This window comes from Brevundimonas sp. UBA2416 (assembly GCF_002343105.1).
In the GTDB taxonomy this organism is placed as follows: domain Bacteria; phylum Pseudomonadota; class Alphaproteobacteria; order Caulobacterales; family Caulobacteraceae; genus Brevundimonas.
This window is the reverse complement of record NZ_DDRM01000007.1, coordinates 35,994-51,604: the sequence shown is the minus strand read 5'-3', so window position 1 is coordinate 51,604 and position 15,611 is coordinate 35,994. Positions and strand designations below refer to the sequence as shown.

Annotated in this window: 17 protein-coding genes; 13 read left to right on the top strand and 4 right to left on the bottom strand. The window is 68.8% G+C overall.

Going from position 1 to position 15,611, the window contains the following annotated elements:
* The first annotated feature begins 3 nt into the window (after nt 1-3).
* From odhB to B3E43_RS01625, 4 genes are all read left to right on the top strand, one after another.
* Nucleotides 4-1,533 (top strand): 2-oxoglutarate dehydrogenase complex dihydrolipoyllysine-residue succinyltransferase, encoded by a 1,530-nt coding sequence (odhB, locus tag B3E43_RS01640; RefSeq protein ID WP_292026148.1) that lies wholly within the window; start codon nt 4-6, stop codon nt 1,531-1,533.
* 3 nt (nt 1,534-1,536) lie between these two features.
* Nucleotides 1,537-1,929: a VOC family protein gene (locus tag B3E43_RS01635; protein ID WP_349677547.1), complete on the top strand. Its 393-nt coding sequence runs from the start codon at nt 1,537-1,539 to the stop codon at nt 1,927-1,929.
* A 48-nt stretch (nt 1,930-1,977) separates the two neighbouring features.
* Nucleotides 1,978-2,391, top strand: a complete 414-nt coding sequence (locus B3E43_RS01630; protein ID WP_292026147.1) for a putative signal transducing protein — start codon at nt 1,978-1,980, stop codon at nt 2,389-2,391.
* A 142-nt stretch (nt 2,392-2,533) separates the two neighbouring features.
* Nucleotides 2,534-3,400 carry a universal stress protein gene (locus B3E43_RS01625; protein WP_292026146.1) on the top strand — a complete coding sequence of 289 codons (867 nt, stop codon included), beginning with the start codon at nt 2,534-2,536 and terminating at the stop codon, nt 3,398-3,400.
* 66 nt (nt 3,401-3,466) lie between these two features.
* Here B3E43_RS01625 and B3E43_RS01620 read toward each other — a convergent pair whose 3' ends face one another.
* The gene (locus tag B3E43_RS01620; protein WP_292026145.1) at nt 3,467-4,714 is read right to left on the bottom strand and encodes a CaiB/BaiF CoA transferase family protein; all 1,248 of its coding nucleotides are present in this window, start codon (nt 4,712-4,714) and stop codon (nt 3,467-3,469) included.
* Nucleotides 4,715-4,784: 70 nt separating this feature from the next.
* Nucleotides 4,785-5,051, bottom strand: a complete 267-nt coding sequence (locus B3E43_RS01615) for a DUF6356 family protein (protein WP_292026144.1) — start codon at nt 5,049-5,051, stop codon at nt 4,785-4,787.
* A gap of 95 nt (nt 5,052-5,146) precedes the next feature.
* Here B3E43_RS01615 and B3E43_RS01610 point away from each other — a divergent pair, with 95 nt between their 5' ends.
* The gene (locus B3E43_RS01610) at nt 5,147-6,337 is read left to right on the top strand and encodes an acyl-CoA dehydrogenase (protein ID WP_292026143.1); all 1,191 of its coding nucleotides are present in this window, start codon (nt 5,147-5,149) and stop codon (nt 6,335-6,337) included.
* Here B3E43_RS01610 and B3E43_RS01605 read toward each other — a convergent pair.
* Nucleotides 6,334-7,128 carry a DUF3313 domain-containing protein gene (locus B3E43_RS01605; protein WP_292026142.1) on the bottom strand — a complete coding sequence of 265 codons (795 nt, stop codon included), beginning with the start codon at nt 7,126-7,128 and terminating at the stop codon, nt 6,334-6,336. The two genes, B3E43_RS01610 and B3E43_RS01605, sit on opposite strands and share 4 nt — an antisense overlap.
* A gap of 192 nt (nt 7,129-7,320) precedes the next feature.
* Between B3E43_RS01605 and B3E43_RS01600 the strand changes: the two genes are divergently transcribed.
* The 4 genes from B3E43_RS01600 (at nt 7,321) to B3E43_RS01585 (ending at nt 11,642) form a co-directional block, all read left to right on the top strand.
* Nucleotides 7,321-8,133 carry a response regulator transcription factor gene (locus B3E43_RS01600; protein WP_292026141.1) on the top strand — a complete coding sequence of 271 codons (813 nt, stop codon included), beginning with the start codon at nt 7,321-7,323 and terminating at the stop codon, nt 8,131-8,133.
* Nucleotides 8,134-8,140: 7 nt separating this feature from the next.
* Nucleotides 8,141-9,589 carry a sensor histidine kinase gene (locus tag B3E43_RS01595; RefSeq protein WP_292026140.1) on the top strand — a complete coding sequence of 483 codons (1,449 nt, stop codon included), beginning with the start codon at nt 8,141-8,143 and terminating at the stop codon, nt 9,587-9,589.
* A 27-nt stretch (nt 9,590-9,616) separates the two neighbouring features.
* On the top strand, nt 9,617-10,930 hold the full coding sequence (locus B3E43_RS01590) for a S1C family serine protease (protein WP_292026139.1): 1,314 nt from the start codon (nt 9,617-9,619) through the stop codon (nt 10,928-10,930).
* Between the two features lie 379 nt (nt 10,931-11,309).
* A complete protein-coding gene (locus B3E43_RS01585; RefSeq protein WP_292026138.1) occupies nt 11,310-11,642 on the top strand; it encodes a DUF2794 domain-containing protein in 333 nt (110 codons plus the stop codon).
* A gap of 50 nt (nt 11,643-11,692) precedes the next feature.
* On the opposite strand, the gene B3E43_RS01580 is transcribed toward B3E43_RS01585, so the two are convergent.
* Nucleotides 11,693-12,439: a Bax inhibitor-1/YccA family protein gene (locus B3E43_RS01580; RefSeq protein ID WP_292026137.1), complete on the bottom strand. Its 747-nt coding sequence runs from the start codon at nt 12,437-12,439 to the stop codon at nt 11,693-11,695.
* Nucleotides 12,440-12,563: 124 nt separating this feature from the next.
* On the opposite strand from B3E43_RS01580, the gene thpR reads away from it, so the two are divergent.
* From thpR to B3E43_RS01560, 4 genes are all read left to right on the top strand, one after another.
* Nucleotides 12,564-13,103 carry an RNA 2',3'-cyclic phosphodiesterase gene (thpR, locus tag B3E43_RS01575; RefSeq protein WP_292026136.1) on the top strand — a complete coding sequence of 180 codons (540 nt, stop codon included), beginning with the start codon at nt 12,564-12,566 and terminating at the stop codon, nt 13,101-13,103.
* Nucleotides 13,100-13,633, top strand: a complete 534-nt coding sequence (locus B3E43_RS01570) for a GNAT family N-acetyltransferase (RefSeq protein ID WP_292026135.1) — start codon at nt 13,100-13,102, stop codon at nt 13,631-13,633. The genes thpR and B3E43_RS01570 overlap by 4 nt, the downstream gene beginning before the upstream one ends.
* A 94-nt stretch (nt 13,634-13,727) precedes the next feature.
* Nucleotides 13,728-14,963, top strand: coding sequence for an NAD-dependent epimerase/dehydratase family protein (locus B3E43_RS01565; protein ID WP_292026134.1), 1,236 nt, complete (start codon nt 13,728-13,730; stop codon nt 14,961-14,963).
* 3 nt (nt 14,964-14,966) lie between these two features.
* A partial coding sequence (locus B3E43_RS01560) for an SDR family NAD(P)-dependent oxidoreductase (RefSeq protein WP_292026133.1) occupies nt 14,967-15,611 on the top strand: 645 nt, incomplete at its 3' end.

The window sequence follows — 15,611 nt, the reverse complement described above, 5'->3', positions numbered from 1 at the left end:
CCCATGGCCGACATCCTGACCCCCGCCCTCGGCGAATCCGTCTCCGAAGCCACGATCGGCAAGTGGACGAAAAAGGCGGGCGACGCCGTGAAGAAGGACGAGGTTCTGGTCGAGCTTGAGACGGACAAGGTCTCGCTGGAGGTCGTCTCGCCGTCCGACGGTGTCCTGTCCGAAATCCGCGCCGCCGACGGTGCGACCGTGACCCCGGGCGCCGTCCTGGGCGTGGTCAGCGAGGGCGCGTCCGCCGCTCCGGCCGCCGAGGCTCCCAAGGCCGAAGCCGCGCCGACGGCCGAACCGGCCCCGGCGGCTGAGCCAGCCCCGGCCGCCGCGCCCGCCGCCTCGGGCGGCGCCGTCCCCATCATGACCCCGACCATGGGCGAGAGCGTCGCCGAGGGCTCGATGGGAACCTGGCTGAAGAAATCCGGTGACACGGTCGCCAAGGACGAGATGCTGGTCGAGATCGAGACCGACAAGGTCGCGGTCGAGGTCTCCGCCCCCGCCGCCGGCATCCTGACCATTCTCGCCGAAGCGGGCTCGACCGTGACGCCCGGCCAGCAGATCGGCAGCATCGCCGCCTCGGGCGACGTCCCTGCCGCGGCTCCCGCCGCCGCGCCCTCGGCCGCCGCTCCGGCCGCATCAGACGCCCCCCACCTGTCGCCCGCTGTTCAGCGCGTAGTGACCGAGAACAATCTCGATCCCAAGACCCTCGCCGCCACCGGCCCCAAGGGCAACATCACCAAGGCCGACGCCGTGAACGCTATCTCCGCGGCTCCGGCTGCGCCCGCCGCCGCCCCGGCTCCGGCCGCCGCACCCTCCGCCCCGCGCGCCGACCAGCCGCGTGAGGAACGGGTCAAGATGACCCGGCTGCGTCAGACCATCGCCCGTCGCCTGAAGGAATCGCAGAACACCGCCGCCCAGCTGACCACCTTCAATGAGGTGGACATGACCAACGTCATGGCCCTGCGGAGCCAGTACAAGGACGTGTTCGAGAAGCGCCACGGCGTCAAACTCGGCTTCATGAGCTTCTTCACCAAGGCCATTGTCGCGGCCCTGAAGGAGATCCCCGCGGTCAATGCCGAGATCGACGGCACGGACATCATTTACAAGAACCACTACGACATCGGCGTCGCCGTCGGCACCGAGAAGGGCCTCGTGGTCCCCGTCCTGCGTGACGCGGATGCGCTGTCGCTGGCAGGTATCGAGAAGGGCATCGCCGCTCTCGGCAAGGCCGCCCGCGACGGCGACCTGACGCTGGACCAGCTGCAGGGCGGCACCTTCACCATCACCAACGGCGGCACCTACGGCTCGCTGATGTCGACGCCGATCCTGAACGCCCCGCAGTCGGGCATCCTGGGCATGCACAACATCGTCCAGCGGCCGATGGCCGTGAACGGCGAGGTGGTGATCCGGCCGATGATGTACCTCGCCCTCAGCTACGACCACCGGATCGTCGACGGCAAGGAGGCGGTGACCTTCCTCGTGCGCGTCAAGGAGCTGCTGGAGGATCCGGCGCGGGCTTTGCTGGACCTGTAGACCCTGGATCCCGTCTTCCACCTGTCGCTCTCCGTCTCCGACCTGACGCGGACGCGGCGGTTCTATGAATCCATGCTCGGCGCGCGCGCCGGCCGGGTGACCGACCAGTGGGTCGACCTTTGGCTGTTCGGCGCGCAGGTCACCGTCTACCAGCGACCGGCCGCCGTCGTGCCGTCGCCGTTCCGCGAAGCCCAGCATTTCGGCGCCACCCTGGACTGGGACGTTTGGGCAGGACTCGTGGATCGGCTTGTCTCGACGGGTTGCGAGTTTCGGCTACGGCCGACCGTCGATGAAGCGAAGGGACAGGCGAAGATGATGCTCGCCGATCCCGACGGCTATCTGGTGGAGATCAAGGCCTATACCGATCCATCGCTGCTGCAGCGGCCGACGAGCTGACGAGCGGCCAGGGTGGCCCGGACAGCTGATCAACTGTAGGGAGGCGCCATGGATCGTCTGGAAGTCGCCCGTTTCTCGACGCTGCCGGAGGCCGAGCTGGCGGCCGCCCTGCTGAGACAGCACGGGGTCGATGCGCGGGTGACGGACCGCGAGATGGCCAACAACGCCTCCCACCTTCAGTTCGCCCTCGGCGGGGTCCGCGTCAGTGCGCCGGACCATCAGATCGTTCAGGCCCGGGATCTGGTCGCCCGCGCCCGGAAGGGCGAATTCGGCGGTCTGGACGCGAACGAGGACGACGAGTGGATGACCGACCATACACCGGGCAAGATCGGCGAGCTGGATGAGCAGGAAATCCAGGGCGTCCTCGGATCCGCGAAGAAGGCCGGGGTGGCGGTCGTGGTCGTCTTCTTTGTGATCTTCCCGCTTGCGGGCTGCGTGATCATGGCCTTGGGCGGCGGGTGACCCGCGGGGTCCGATAGCCTCCTCTCATCCGCGCCGGCCGCCCGTGCTGAAGTTGCGTAGAGATACGGAGTTGTCGCGGGGGCGACGCCATCGTCTCATGGCCGGGCTGGCGCGGATGCCGCCGCCCGCACCCGAAAGGACGATGAGCGCCATGACCTATCGCGACATCCTGCTGCCCCTGTTCACCTATCCCGACACCCTGCCCGAGGCCGCCATGCGCACCGCCGCGTCGATCGCGGCCCGGCTCGGCGCCGCTGCGGAGGGCGAAGTCACCGCCATGGCGCTGGAGGTCCGCATCAAGCCCGCGCGAAACCGGCTGGCCAACCTGCTGGCCGGGATCGACGAGCTCGTTCGCCAGGAGAACGCCGCCAATGTCCAGCGCGCCCTGACCGCCGGACTGCTGTGGAAGGAGATCGCCAGCGAGCGGGCGCTGAACAGCCGCTCGGTGGTCCAGCCGGTCGAACTCTATTGTGAGGCCGGGGTGCTGGCCGAGGCGGCGCGTACCCGCGACATTTGCCTGATCTCGGTGGGGCCGCGGGTCGAGATCGATCGGTCGGTGGCAGAGTCGGTGTTGTTCGGATCGGGCCGGCCGGTGCTGGTCTTCCCCGAGGACGGCGATGTCGGACAGGCGGCGACTTTCGAGCGCGTCGTCGTGGCCTGGGATGGCAGCCGCTCCGCGTCCCGCGCGCTTGCCGACGCTCTGCCGTTGCTGAAGCAGGCCACGGAGGTTCGCATCCTGACTGTGGTGAACGAGAAGGCCTCGGCGACGGCGGGGATGGGCGAGGGGGTCGTCCGCCATCTGGCCCGGCACGGGGTCAAGGCCGGGATTGACGAGGTCGCGGCGGCGGGTCGGTCCATCGGAACGGTGCTGGAGACCCATGTCACGGCGAACGCCGACTTGCTGGTGATGGGTGGCTTCGGCCATTCCCGGGCCCGGGACTTCCTGCTGGGCGGCGCCACCCAGTCGGTCCTGCATCAGCCGCGCGGACCCGTCTTCCTCTCGCACTGACGGCGGTCCGGGGCCCGCGTTCGACGGGGTCGGTTCACGGCTCCGCGCCGCCCTGAGCCATCCTGACTAGCGGTTGGCCCGCAGTGGCCCCAGCACATCATCCGTATCCGCTCCAAGCGCGGGCGGCGCCCGATCATAGGCGACGGGCGTCACGGACATCCGGATCGGCGAGGCGACGGTCCGCACCGGGGCCAACAGGTCAGCGCGATCCTGCGTCACTTCCAGCCCGCGGTGTTTCGCCTGTGGCTCGTCGAACACCTGATCGACCGTATTGACCGGCCCGCAGGGCACGCCGGCCCTTTCCAGCGCCGCCATCAGGCTGTGCATCGTATGGCCGGCGGTCAGGGCCGAAACTTCAGCCGTCATCACCGCGCGGTGCTCGATGCGCAGGGCGTTGGTCAGGAAGCGGGGGTCGGCGCCAAGGCCCGGCGCGCCCAGGGCTTCCGCCAGTGCGCGGAATTGGCCGTCATTGCCGACCGCGATGACCACCATTCCATCTGTACACGGAAAAGGTTGGTACGGAGCCAGGTTCGGGTGAGCATTTCCCATCCGCGTCGGCGCCTTGCCCGACACGAACCAGTTGGTCGCCTGATTGGCCAGCATGGCGGCCTGAACGTCGAACAGGGCGATGTCGATATGCTGCCCTTGCCCCGTCGCCCGCGCATGCATCAGCGCCGCAAGGATGGCGTTGGAGGCATAGAGGCCGGTGAACAGGTCGACGACCGCGACGCCGACCTTCATCGGCTCGGCCCCGGCCGCGCCGTCAGGCTGGCCGGTGATGGACATGAGCCCGCCCATGGCCTGCATCATATAGTCATAGCCGGCGCGGTGGGCGTCGGGCCCGTCCTGGCCGAAGCCGGTGATCGAGCAATAGACCAGCTTCGGATTGATCGCCGCCAGCGAGGCCTGGTCCAGTCCGTACTTCTTCAGCCCGCCGGTCTTGAAATTTTCGACCACAACATCGCAGGTTTTGCTCAGCTCGCGGACGATCTCCGCGCCCTCGGGCGTCGCCAGATCCAGCTCAACCGATTTCTTGCCGCGGTTGGCGCACAGGAAATAGGCCGCGTCGCCCTTCGATCCATCGGCCTTGGTCGTGAACGGCGGGCCCCAGGCACGGGTGTCGTCGCCGACCCCGGGCCGCTCGATCTTGATCACCTCGGCTCCCAGATCGGCCAGCATCTGCGTCGCCCACGGCCCGGCGAGCACGCGGCTGAGGTCGAGGACACGAACGCCGGAGAGGGGGCCTGAAGGAGTGGCGAGTGGCGAGTGGCGAGTGGCGAGGGCGGATGAATCGCCTTCTTCGATCGGCGTCATGAAGGCATGCCCGGCGCATCACTCGCCGCGCAGCCCATACTAGCCACTCGCCACTCGCCACTCGCCACTTCTAAAGCCCCGGATCCCACACGCCCGCATCCCGCATCCGGCACTCGCGCGCCTCGCGCGCCCGGCCGTCCATCTCCTCGGCCATGCAGCAGACCGCCTTGGACACCGTTGCCTTGTGAACCCCGGGGATCAGCGCGTGCATGAAGGCGCAGCCGGCCAGTTTCAGCAGGCGGAAACCGAACCGCGACGATGCGGCCATGTGGTGGAAATAGCTCTCGTCGACCTCGCGCGGGTGTTCGACGAACAGGCGATGAAAGGTGCGGCTCATGTCTGCAGTCTAGCCTGCGTCGGGCCGTCCCTCTACCCGACCGGTGCATTTTGGCCTAAACCGCCCGCCTCCGCCACGCTTGAGAAAGACGACCCATGGCCGACGGCGCCTCCGCTCCCCAAAAGACCTTCCGCTGGGACGACCCGCTGGACCTCGACGGCCGGCTGACTGACGACGAGCGGATGATCCAGGACGCGGCGCGCTCCTACGCCCGCGAGAAGCTGCTGCCCCGCGTGGTCGAGGCCTTCCGCGACGAGACCTTCGACCGCGCCATCATGACCGAGCTCGGCGAGATGGGCTTCCTGGGGGCCATGCTGCCGGAACAGTACGGCGGCTCCTCGGTCAGCCACGTCGCCTATGGCCTGATCGCGCGCGAGATCGAGGCAGTCGACAGCGGCTACCGCTCGGCCATGAGCGTGCAGTCGTCGCTGGCCATGTACCCGATCTACGCCTTCGGTTCCGAGGAGCAGAAGATGCGCTTCCTGCCGCGCATGGCGGCCGGTGAACTGGTCGGCTGTTTCGGCCTGACCGAGGCCGACGGCGGTTCCGACCCCGCCTCGATGAAGACCAGAGCCGTCGCGGTGGACGGCGGCTACAGGCTGAACGGCGCCAAATACTGGATCACCAACTCGCCGATCAGCGACCTCGCCGTGGTCTGGGCCAAGCTGGATGACGTGATCCGGGGCTTCATCGTCGAGCGCGGCATGGACGGTTTCACCACCGACAAGATCGGCGACAAGCTGAGCCTGCGCGCCTCCATCACCGGCGACATCGGCCTCAACGACGTCTTCGTGCCGGAAGAGAACCTGCTGCCCGGCGTGAAAGGCCTGCGAGGGCCGTTCTCCTGCCTGAACAAGGCCCGCTACGGCATCGCCTGGGGCGCCATGGGCGCGGCCGAGGCCTGTTTCCACCTGACCCGCGACTATGTCGGCGAGCGCATGCTGTTCGGGCGCCCGCTGTCCTCGCGCCAGCTGGTGCAGAAGAAGCTGGCCGACATGCAGACCGAGATCTTCCTCGGCTTCGAGGGCGCCCTGGCGCTGGGCCGCCTGCTCGACCAGGGGGCCTGGGTGCCCGAGGCCATCTCGATGATGAAGCGCAACAACTGCGGCAAGGCGCTGGATATCGCCCGCGTCGCCCGCGACATGCACGGCGGTGCCGGCATCACCGGCGAGATGCACGTCATGCGTCACGCCATGAACCTCGAGACGGTCAACACCTATGAGGGCGCCCACGACGTCCACGCCCTGATCCTGGGCCGGGCGATCACAGGGCAGAGCGCCTTCTAGGGAGGCGGCGCTTCCGCCGGGGCGTCTTCCCGCGTCCCGGTGTTGACCTCGGGCACATAGAGGCCGGTGACCAGTCGCGTCAGGAAGCCGCCCGGCTGGTTCCGCGGCCCGAAGCGGCCGCAGGGGTCCGGGTCTGCAATCGCCCTCACCGGCCGGTCCGCGGGCGCAAAGGCGTCGCCGACGGCGTCGGCGAAAGGCTCGGCCATCTGCAGGGCGTCGCCCACGCGCGAAAGCGACGGTGAATCGGTCCCCAGAACATTGGCGTCGCGCGCCCACGCGAGGGCGGCCGTCTGCACGCCCCTTGCGTCCAGCAGCTCCGCCTCGGCCGCCAGCCCACCGGTCGTTCCGGGCACCCGCACCGTGCCGGGGCCCGGGATGAAGGCGTTGGCGACCGCCGCCACGGCGGACCCGGCCGGCGCCGTCGGATCAATCCGCGCAATACCCGTCCGCACCCTGGGGGATCCCTCAGGCGATGCGGCGAGGGTGAACCGCTCGCTGATCTCGTAGCAGACCTGCCGGTCGACCTCGCGCAGGACCATCGCGCGTTCTTCGGCGGTGAGCGCCGCTCCGGCTTGTCCGATCAGAGCCGTCGGCTCGATCCAGACCTGGTCGATCGCGGAGGCGGCGGTCTCGTCGCGGTGTTGCCGGATCGAGGCGCGCACGGTGCCTTCCTGCGTCTTGAGCCGGTCGTAGCCCGACAGGAAACCGCTGTCCGGTTCAGGCGCGGTCTGACATGCGACGAGGCCGCAAGCGATCAGCAGGCCGGCGGGAAGAAGGGATTTGGCGATCATTGAGGCTCCTTGGCCTCAAACTACGCGCCGGGAGCCGTTCCGGATGCATCCGGAACGGCGGAGGTCTCAGCTGCGTCAGGAACCGTCATTCCGTGCTCGGGGGGCCAACCCCTAGTTTGCGCGAACGCGGTCCGTTGAGCATTGTCATTCCGTATCAACGCCGTATCGTCAGCGAGGGGTGGAGTGGCGGTCATGGACGGAGAAGCGGCAGGCATCGAAGGCGACGACCCGTTCGCCCAACTGCGCGATGTCTTCTCCGGTCGCCGCGCACTGCTGCTGGAAGACGATCCCGCCCTTTCCGAACACGTCGCCGAGCGGCTCCTGCGGGCCGGTTTCGAAGCCGTGGAACGGGTCGACAGCGGCGAGGCCGCGATCGCCGCCGCCGCCGCGTCCTTCGACGTCCTCATCCTGGACCGGCTGACCGCCGGACTGGACGGACTGGAGACGCTGAAACGCCTGCGCGCCGGCGGGGGTCCGTGTGCGGACGCCCCGGCCCTGATGCTGACGGCGCTGGGCGGCGAGCGGCAGAAGGTCGAGGGGCTGCTGGGCGGCGCCGACGACTATCTGTCCAAGCCGGTCGGCGACGAGGAACTGCTGGCGCGCATCGCCGCCCAGCTGCGTCGCGCCGCCCGCCGCGCGGCCCCGGTCGGCAACGATCTGGTCAATGGTCCATTCCGCCTGGCCTTCGGCGCCCGGACGCTGAAATTCGACGCCGCGGGCGCCTCGCGGCTCATTGACCTGTCGCCATTGGAATTCGCGATCGTCTGTGAACTGATGACCGCCCGTGGCCAGCCCGTTACCAAGACCATGCTGTGGGACCGCTGCTGGGTCGAATGGCGCTTCCTGCCGGATAATTTCGTCAACATCATCGATGCGCGGATCAGCGCCCTGCGTCGCCGACTCAAGGAACAGGCCCCGGAACTGGGAGAAGAGCTGCACCCCCTGATCGTTTCGGCCCGCAGCCAGAGCCTGATCTTCCGCGATCTGTCCGCCTGGACGGGCTGAGACCGCCGTGCCCCTCCGCTTCCTCCGCCTGCGCGCCTGGCTGGGACGGCGGACCTCGACCCAGCTGGCGGCCGGCATCGCCGTTATGGCGGCGGTGGCCCTGACCGGCTCGCTGATCGCCACCGGCGCGGCGGTGCGGATGGACCAGCGGGAAAAGGCGGCTCTGGCCGCGCTCGACGACTACAGCACAATGGTCGAGAAGCTGCGGATCGAGGCCAGCCTTACCGCCGCCGACATCACGCCTGCCGACGCCGCCTATCTTTCGGCCTGGCTGAGCGCTTTCCAGGACGGTCCTGCCCGGGACGCGGGCTCTCTGGAGAAAACCTGCAGTACGGGGCAGGGCGGTGCGGGCGTGCGCTTCATCCGCGCCCCGGTCGGCAAGCCCGCCGGCCTCGCCGCTCTGGAGACCACGCGCGGCGAGCGGGCTCCCCGCCTCGGAGAGGGCGTCCATGTACTGCGCCTGGATCGCGGCGTCCTGTGCCCGGCGCGGGCGGTCGAGGTCGTGGTGGTGCGCCGTTCGGTCGGGGCGCTGGACATAGCCGTCGGCCGGGTCGTCGACCGTTCAGGCGGCGCCTGGGGCTGGGCCGTCGCCGCGGTGGCCGCCGCCGGCGTGCTGCTGCTGGCTTTCGGCCTGACCGCGGCGACCTTCGCCCGCCGCCGCCTGACCAGCGCTGTGGCCGATGTCAGCCGGGCGCTTGATCTCGCGTCCGTCGGAGACTTCTCGGTCCGCGCGCCCGAGACCGCCGTGGCCCCGGAACTGACCGAACTGACCGGCCGGGTGAACCTGACCCTCGACCGGCTCGAAGAATTGCTCAGCTGGTTGAGGGATTCGGCCGACCAGCTCGCGCATGATTTCCGCACGCCGTTGGCCCGGGCCTCGGCCCGGCTGGACAGGCTGAAGGAGATGGCCACGACCCCCGAGGCCCGGGCCCTGGCCGAGGAGGCCCGCTCCGACCTGACCCGGCTGACCCGGGCGATGAACGAAGCCATGACCCTGCGCGATGGTGAGGCCTGGGTGTTCGAGACGGTGCGCCTGGACCGGTTGGCGGCCTCGGCTGCGGAACTCTATCAGCCGCTTGCCGAGGAACGCGGGGCGATGATCCGGGTCGAGGCTTCACCTGTGTCTGTCCTGGGGGTCAGGTCCCTGTTGCAGCGGGCCGTCACCAATCTGGTGGACAATGCCGTCAAGTTTTCACCGGACGGCGGCGTGGTGACCCTCACCGTACGACTGGAGGACGGCAAGCCCGTCCTTTCGGTCGCGGACCAGGGTCCGGGGCTGGATCCCGAACTGCTCGACGATCCCGCCCGCGCGATCTCAAGGGCGGCCGACGAGGGGCGCGAAAGCCACGGCATGGGCCTGGCCTTCGTGCGCGCGATCCTCAAGCGCCACGGGGCGGCCATGACGATTGATGACGCCGGTCCGGGGGCAGTCGTCACGGCGCGTTTCTCGCGCTAGGGTCCGTCCAACAACAGGGGATTGGCGATGCGTTCCATCATCCGGGCCGGCGGCCTGTCCGTGCTTGCGCTTGTCGTCGCGGTCCCTCTGCTGACGGCCACACCCGCCGTCGCGCAACAATCCCCCGTGCCGTTTGACGCCCAGCGCGGCGTCTTCACCTTCGCCTCCGGCCTCGAACGGGCCCTGCCCGCGGTGGTCCAGGTGACCACGCTCGGTCAGTCCGAGGGCCCCAGTTCCGGTGAAAACGAGCCGCGTCCGATCTCCAGCGGCTCGGGGGCCATCATCGACGCGCGCGAAGGCATCGTGGTCACCAACAACCATGTGGTTGAAGGGGGGCGGAAATTCACCGTCGACATGACCGACGGCCGCATCTTCGACGCCGTGCTGATCGGCACTGACAAGGCCACCGACCTTGCCGTGCTCAAGATCGAGGCGCCCGGCCTGTCGCAGATCGACGTGGTCAACTCCGATTCGCTTCGCACGGGCGATCTGGCCTTCGCGGTCGGCTATCCGCTGGGCCTCGACCAGACCCTCACCATGGGCGTGATCTCAGGCATGGGCCGTTCGGGCATGGGTGACCGGATCGAGGACTATATCCAGACCGACGCCGCGGTGAATTCCGGCAACTCCGGCGGCCCGCTGCTGGACAGCCGCGGCCGGCTGATCGGCATCAACACCTCCATCCTGTCCGGTGGCGGCGGCGGCAATGACGGCATCGCCTTCGCCGTGCCCAGCCGGATCCTGATGTATGTGGTCGCCCAGCTGCGTGAGCACGGCGAGGTCCGGCGCGGGACCACCGGCGCCATCTTCGGCTCGCTCAACGCCCAGCGCTCGCGTGATCTCGGCCTGGGCATCGTGCGCGGCGCCGTGATCGAGGATGTTGCTCCGGGATCGTCGGCCGAGGCCGCGGGCCTTGAACGCGGCGACATCGTCACCCGCATCCAGAACCGCCCGGTCTCGAACGCGGGCACGGTGGCGGCCACGATCGGCATCGCCGCGCCCGGCGCCCAGGTCGAGGTCGTCTATCTGCGGGAGGGCCGGGAGGGCCGTGCCGCGTTGACGGTCGAGACGCCGTCCGAACGTCTCGTCACCGTCGGCCCGGACGCGGTGATGGCGCGCGGCGCTGCCATGCGCGCCGTCGCGGATGGTCTGCAGGTCTTCTCTGTGGAAGGCGGCTCGGCCGCAGCGGCGGCGGGTCTTCAGGCGGGTGATCTGATCCGCTCGGTCGACGGCCGATCCGTATCGGACCTCGGCGGTCTGGCCGCTGCCCTGGACGGCGACTCGGGCCGGACCCTTTCCGTCACGCGCGGCGGTGAAACGGCTGAGGTCGTCCTGCCCTGAGACCCCAAGGCCTGGGACTCCAGGCCTGATCCTCGCCGGATCCCGGACAGCAAAACGCCCGCTCTGCCGGAGGGGGGAGGGTGGCTGAGCGGGCGTCTCTGCTTTGGAGGAAGCATCGGCCCGCCGGAGCCCTTGGTGGAGTGATCCAGGAGGGGCTGGGGGGGCTATTCAGGATCCGGAAACGCTCCGAACTCCGACGAGCCGATGGGTCAGATGTCGCCCCCCAAGGGGGCGGGCGCTGGGCGGAAGCGAGGCGATTTCATGTTCGTCGCGATTTGTTCGCGTCGCGGCGTTCCAGACACAGTGTTCGGCGACGCGACTGCTTTGGAAGGGCGCTGGCCCACTGGCGTTTTCAGGATGGCGGCGTAACCTTCCCAAGATGAGCGACGCCGCTGATTTGCAGTCCGTTCCCGGACCGGTCTTTTTCGACCGGCGCGAACTCGACCTGATCCTGCGGGTCTATGGCCGGATGGTCGCCGCAGCCGAGTGGCGCGACTACGCCATGGTCGGCCACAAGGATGTCGCGGAGTTCGCCGTCTTCCGCCGCTCGGGCGACGCCCCGCTCTATCGCATCGAGAAGCGTCCGGCGCTGCGCCTCAAACAGGGTCAGTGGGCGGTGATCGGCGAGGGTGGGGTGGTGCTGCGCCGGGGCCGCGAACTGGCCCAGGTCCTGCGCGTCTTCGACAGCCGCAAATTCACGATCGTGGAATAGAAAAAGGGCCCGGATCGCTCCGGGCCCCTCCGTCTTCCGGATCGATGATCCTATTCGCGGTTGCCGCCCATGAACATCAGCAGGAACTGGAACAGGTTCACGAAATTGATGAACAGGCTCAGCGCGCCGAAGCCGGTGGCCACGCCCATCGCCGCCTTGTCGCCGCCCAGGGCATAGTAGGTCATCTTAAGCCGCTGGGTGTCGAAGGCGATCAGGCCCGAGAAGATCAGCACGCCGATGGCGCTGATGATCAGGGCCATCATGCTGGACTGCAGGAACATGTTGACCACCATGGCGATGACCAGGCCGATCACGCCCATGATCAGGAAGCTGCCGAGGCCGCTGAGGTCCTTCTTGGTCGTGTAGCCGAACAGGCTCAGCCCCCCGAAGGCGGCGGCGGTGACGAAGAAGGTCGAGGCGATCGACTCGTTCGTGTAGCGCAGGAAGAGGATGCCCATCCCGGCGCCGATGGTGGCGACCACGGCCCAGTAGAGCAGGTTCACCCCGCCCGCCGTCGGGTTCTTCATGAAGAACATCGAGCCGAACAGCAGCACCAGCGGCGAGAACTGCACGATCATGCCCAGCATGGTCAGGCCGACGCGACCGTCCGGTCCTGCGGCGAACAGCAGCTGCTGCACGGCCGGGACGTTGCCGGTCACATAGGCCAGAGCGCCCGCGACGACGAGGCCGAGGGCCAGTTTGTTGTAGACGCCCAGCATGAAGCTGCGCAGGCCGGCGTCCACCGACATGTCGGCAGTGGCGGGCGCGGTGGTGTAGCCGTTTCTGAAATCGCTCATGGCGAGATCGGTCCTCCATCTGACCGGGGTTTCCCGGGCTTGGCGCAAATATCGGGCCGAGCGGCCCCTTCCGCAAGGAAAACCGGACTTGGGCCCGGCGTTCAGAGCCGCTACCAAAGGCCGCATGATCCGGCTGTTCACCGCCCTGTCCGTGCCTGATGAGGTCGCCGAGGCGCTCGCCCGGCGCCAGACCGGCCTGCCCGGCGCCGGCTGGCGATCCGCCGACCAACTGCACATCACCCTGGCCTTCTATGGCGAGATCGACGAGCGCCGGGCCGATGACCTGTCAGTCGAGCTGGAACGGGCGGCGACCGGCGGGCCGTTCGAGATCGCCCTGTCCGGCGTCGGCGCCTTTGGCGACGGCCACCGCACCCACGCCATCTGGGCCGGAGTCACGGCCAGCGAACGGCTGTCCGTCCTCGCCGGGCGCTGCCGCAGCGCCGCCGAACGCGCGGGCATTTCCATCGAGCGCCGCGACTATCGCCCGCACCTGACCCTGGCCTATCTCAATGCCCAGGCGGATCCCGCCCGCATCGGGGCGTGGATAGCCGACCACAACCTGCTGAAGTCTCCACCGATCCGGATCGACCGGTTCGGCCTGTATTCCAGCGTCCTGACCCAGGGTGGCAGCCGCTATGACCTCGAGAGGGAGTACGTCCTTTGACCGGACCTGTGCTGGAGACCGAACGCCTGATCCTGCGCCCCATCGCGCTGGAGGACTTTCCGCGCTGGGCCGAGATGATGGGCGACCCCGAGGCGGCGAAATTTCTCGGCGGAGCCCAACCGGCGGCGACCGCCTGGCGCGGCTTCATGAGCATGGCCGGGGCATGGAGCCTGACGGGCGTCTCCATGTTCTCGCTGGTAGAGCGCGACACCGGCCTCTGGCTGGGCCGGATCGGCCCGTGGCAGCCGCACGGCTGGCCCGGCACGGAAGTCGGCTGGGGCCTGCATCCCGACGCCCAGGGCAAGGGCTACGGCGTGGAGGCGGCGACGGCCACGATCGACTACGCCTTCGATGTGCTGGGCTGGACCGATGTGATCCACTGCATCGACCCGGACAATACGCCCTCACAGCGGCTGGCCGAGCGGCTTGGTTCGTACAATCAGGGGCCGACGCAGATGCCGCCGCCCTTTCAGGACCTGCCCGTCGACAAATGGGGCCAGAGCCGCGCGGAGTGGCGCGCCCGCCGCTAAGCGGCGGTTCGGGCGAAACCGCCGCCGAATACTGACACTTTGACCGATCCGCGCGTTCCGCTAGTCAGGGTGCAGGAAACGACGAGGGTAGGCGATGCGGGTTCTGGTTCTGGGCGGCGACGGCTTCTGTGGCTGGCCGACGGTGCTGCATCTATCGGCGCAGGGCTGGGACGTCTGCGTCGTCGACAACCTCAGCCGCCGCAACATCGACAATGAGCTGGAAGTCCAGTCCCTGACGCCGATCCGGACCATGGGCGAGCGGATCGCCGCCTGGAAGGAAATCACCGGCCGAAACATCGACTTCGTCAACATGACCGTCGGCAAGGAGTTCGACCGCCTGGTCGCCCTGATCAAGGACTGGCAGCCCGACAGCGTCGTGCATTTCGCCGAGCAGCGGGCGGCTCCGTACTCCATGAAGTCGGCGCGGCACAAGCTCTACACCGTCGACAACAACATCAACGCCACCAATCACCTGCTGGCGGCCATCGTTGAGAGCGGGCGGGACGTCCACCTGGCCCACCTCGGCACCATGGGCGTCTACGGTTACACCACCGCCGGACTGCGCATCCCCGAGGGCTATCTGAAAGTCACGGTCGACACCGACTTCGGCCCGGCAGAGCAGGAGATCCTGTTCCCGCCGAACCCGGGTTCGATCTATCACATGACCAAGACCCAGGACGCCCTGCTGTTCCAGTTCTACGCCAAGAACGACGGTGTCCGGATCACCGACCTGCACCAGGGCATCGTCTGGGGCGCCCAAACCGAAGAGACCCGCAGGGACGAGCGGCTGATCAACCGGTTCGACTATGACGGCGACTACGGCACGGTGCTGAACCGCTTCCTGATGCAGGCGGCGGTCGGCTATCCGCTGACGGTGCACGGCACCGGCGGCCAGACCCGGGCCTTCATCCATATCCAGGACACGGTGCGCTGCGTCGAACTGGCCCTGAAGAACCCGCCGAAGACGGGCGAGCGGGTCAAGATCCTCAACCAGATGACGGAGAGCCGCCGGGTCCGCGACCTGGCCGCCATGATCGCCGACATGACCGGGGCCACCGTGCACAACGTCCCCAATCCGCGGCTGGAGGCGGATGAGAACGAACTGGTCGTGGCCAATGACCAGTTCCGGGAACTGGGCCTCAAGCCCATTACGCTCGCCGAGGGGCTGATGCAGGATGTGACCGAAATCGCCCGCCGCTATGCCGACCGTGCCGACCTCTCGAAGGTGCCGTGCGTCTCGACCTGGAACGGCAAGCGGGCCGAGGCCGTGAAGGCCCCGCCGACCGTGGTTACGCCGCCGACCGCCCCGGTGCGGGCGCGCACGGCCTGAGCCATGGCTGACGCCGCCGCCTCCCCCTCGCTGCTGGTCTACGGCGGCGGCTGGCTCGGCCGCGCCGTGGGGCGCGAGGCGGTCCGTCGTGGCGGCCGCGCGATCCTGACCAGCCGCGACGCGGACCGGCGGGCCGGGCTGACGGACGAAGGGCTCGTCGCGATCGACCCGAACGACGCACCGGCTCTGACCGAGGCTGTCGCCGGCGCCTCCGCCATCCTGATCAGCGCCCCGCCCGTGGCGGACGGCTGTCCGGGCCTGAAGGCCCTGACGCCGGCCCTGGCGGCCACGGAGGTCTGGCCCGACTGGATCGGCTATGTCTCCTCGACCGCCGTCTATGGCGACCGCGCCGGCGGCTGGGCGCTGGAGGACAGCGAACTCAACGCCGCCTCGCTGGAAGGCGCGCGCCGCGTGCGGGCCGAGCGCGACTGGCTCGACGCCGGTCAGGGCATGGGTCTGACGGTGCAACTGTTCCGCCTGCCGGCCCTCTACGGCCCCGGCCGCTCGCCGCTGGACCGCCTGCGCGACGGCACGGCGCGGATCGTGCGCAAGCCGGGACAGGTGTTCAACCGCGTTCATGTGGATGATGTCGTGTCGGGCCTGTTCGCCTCCATGGCCCGCCCCCGGCCCGGCGCCGCCTACATCCTG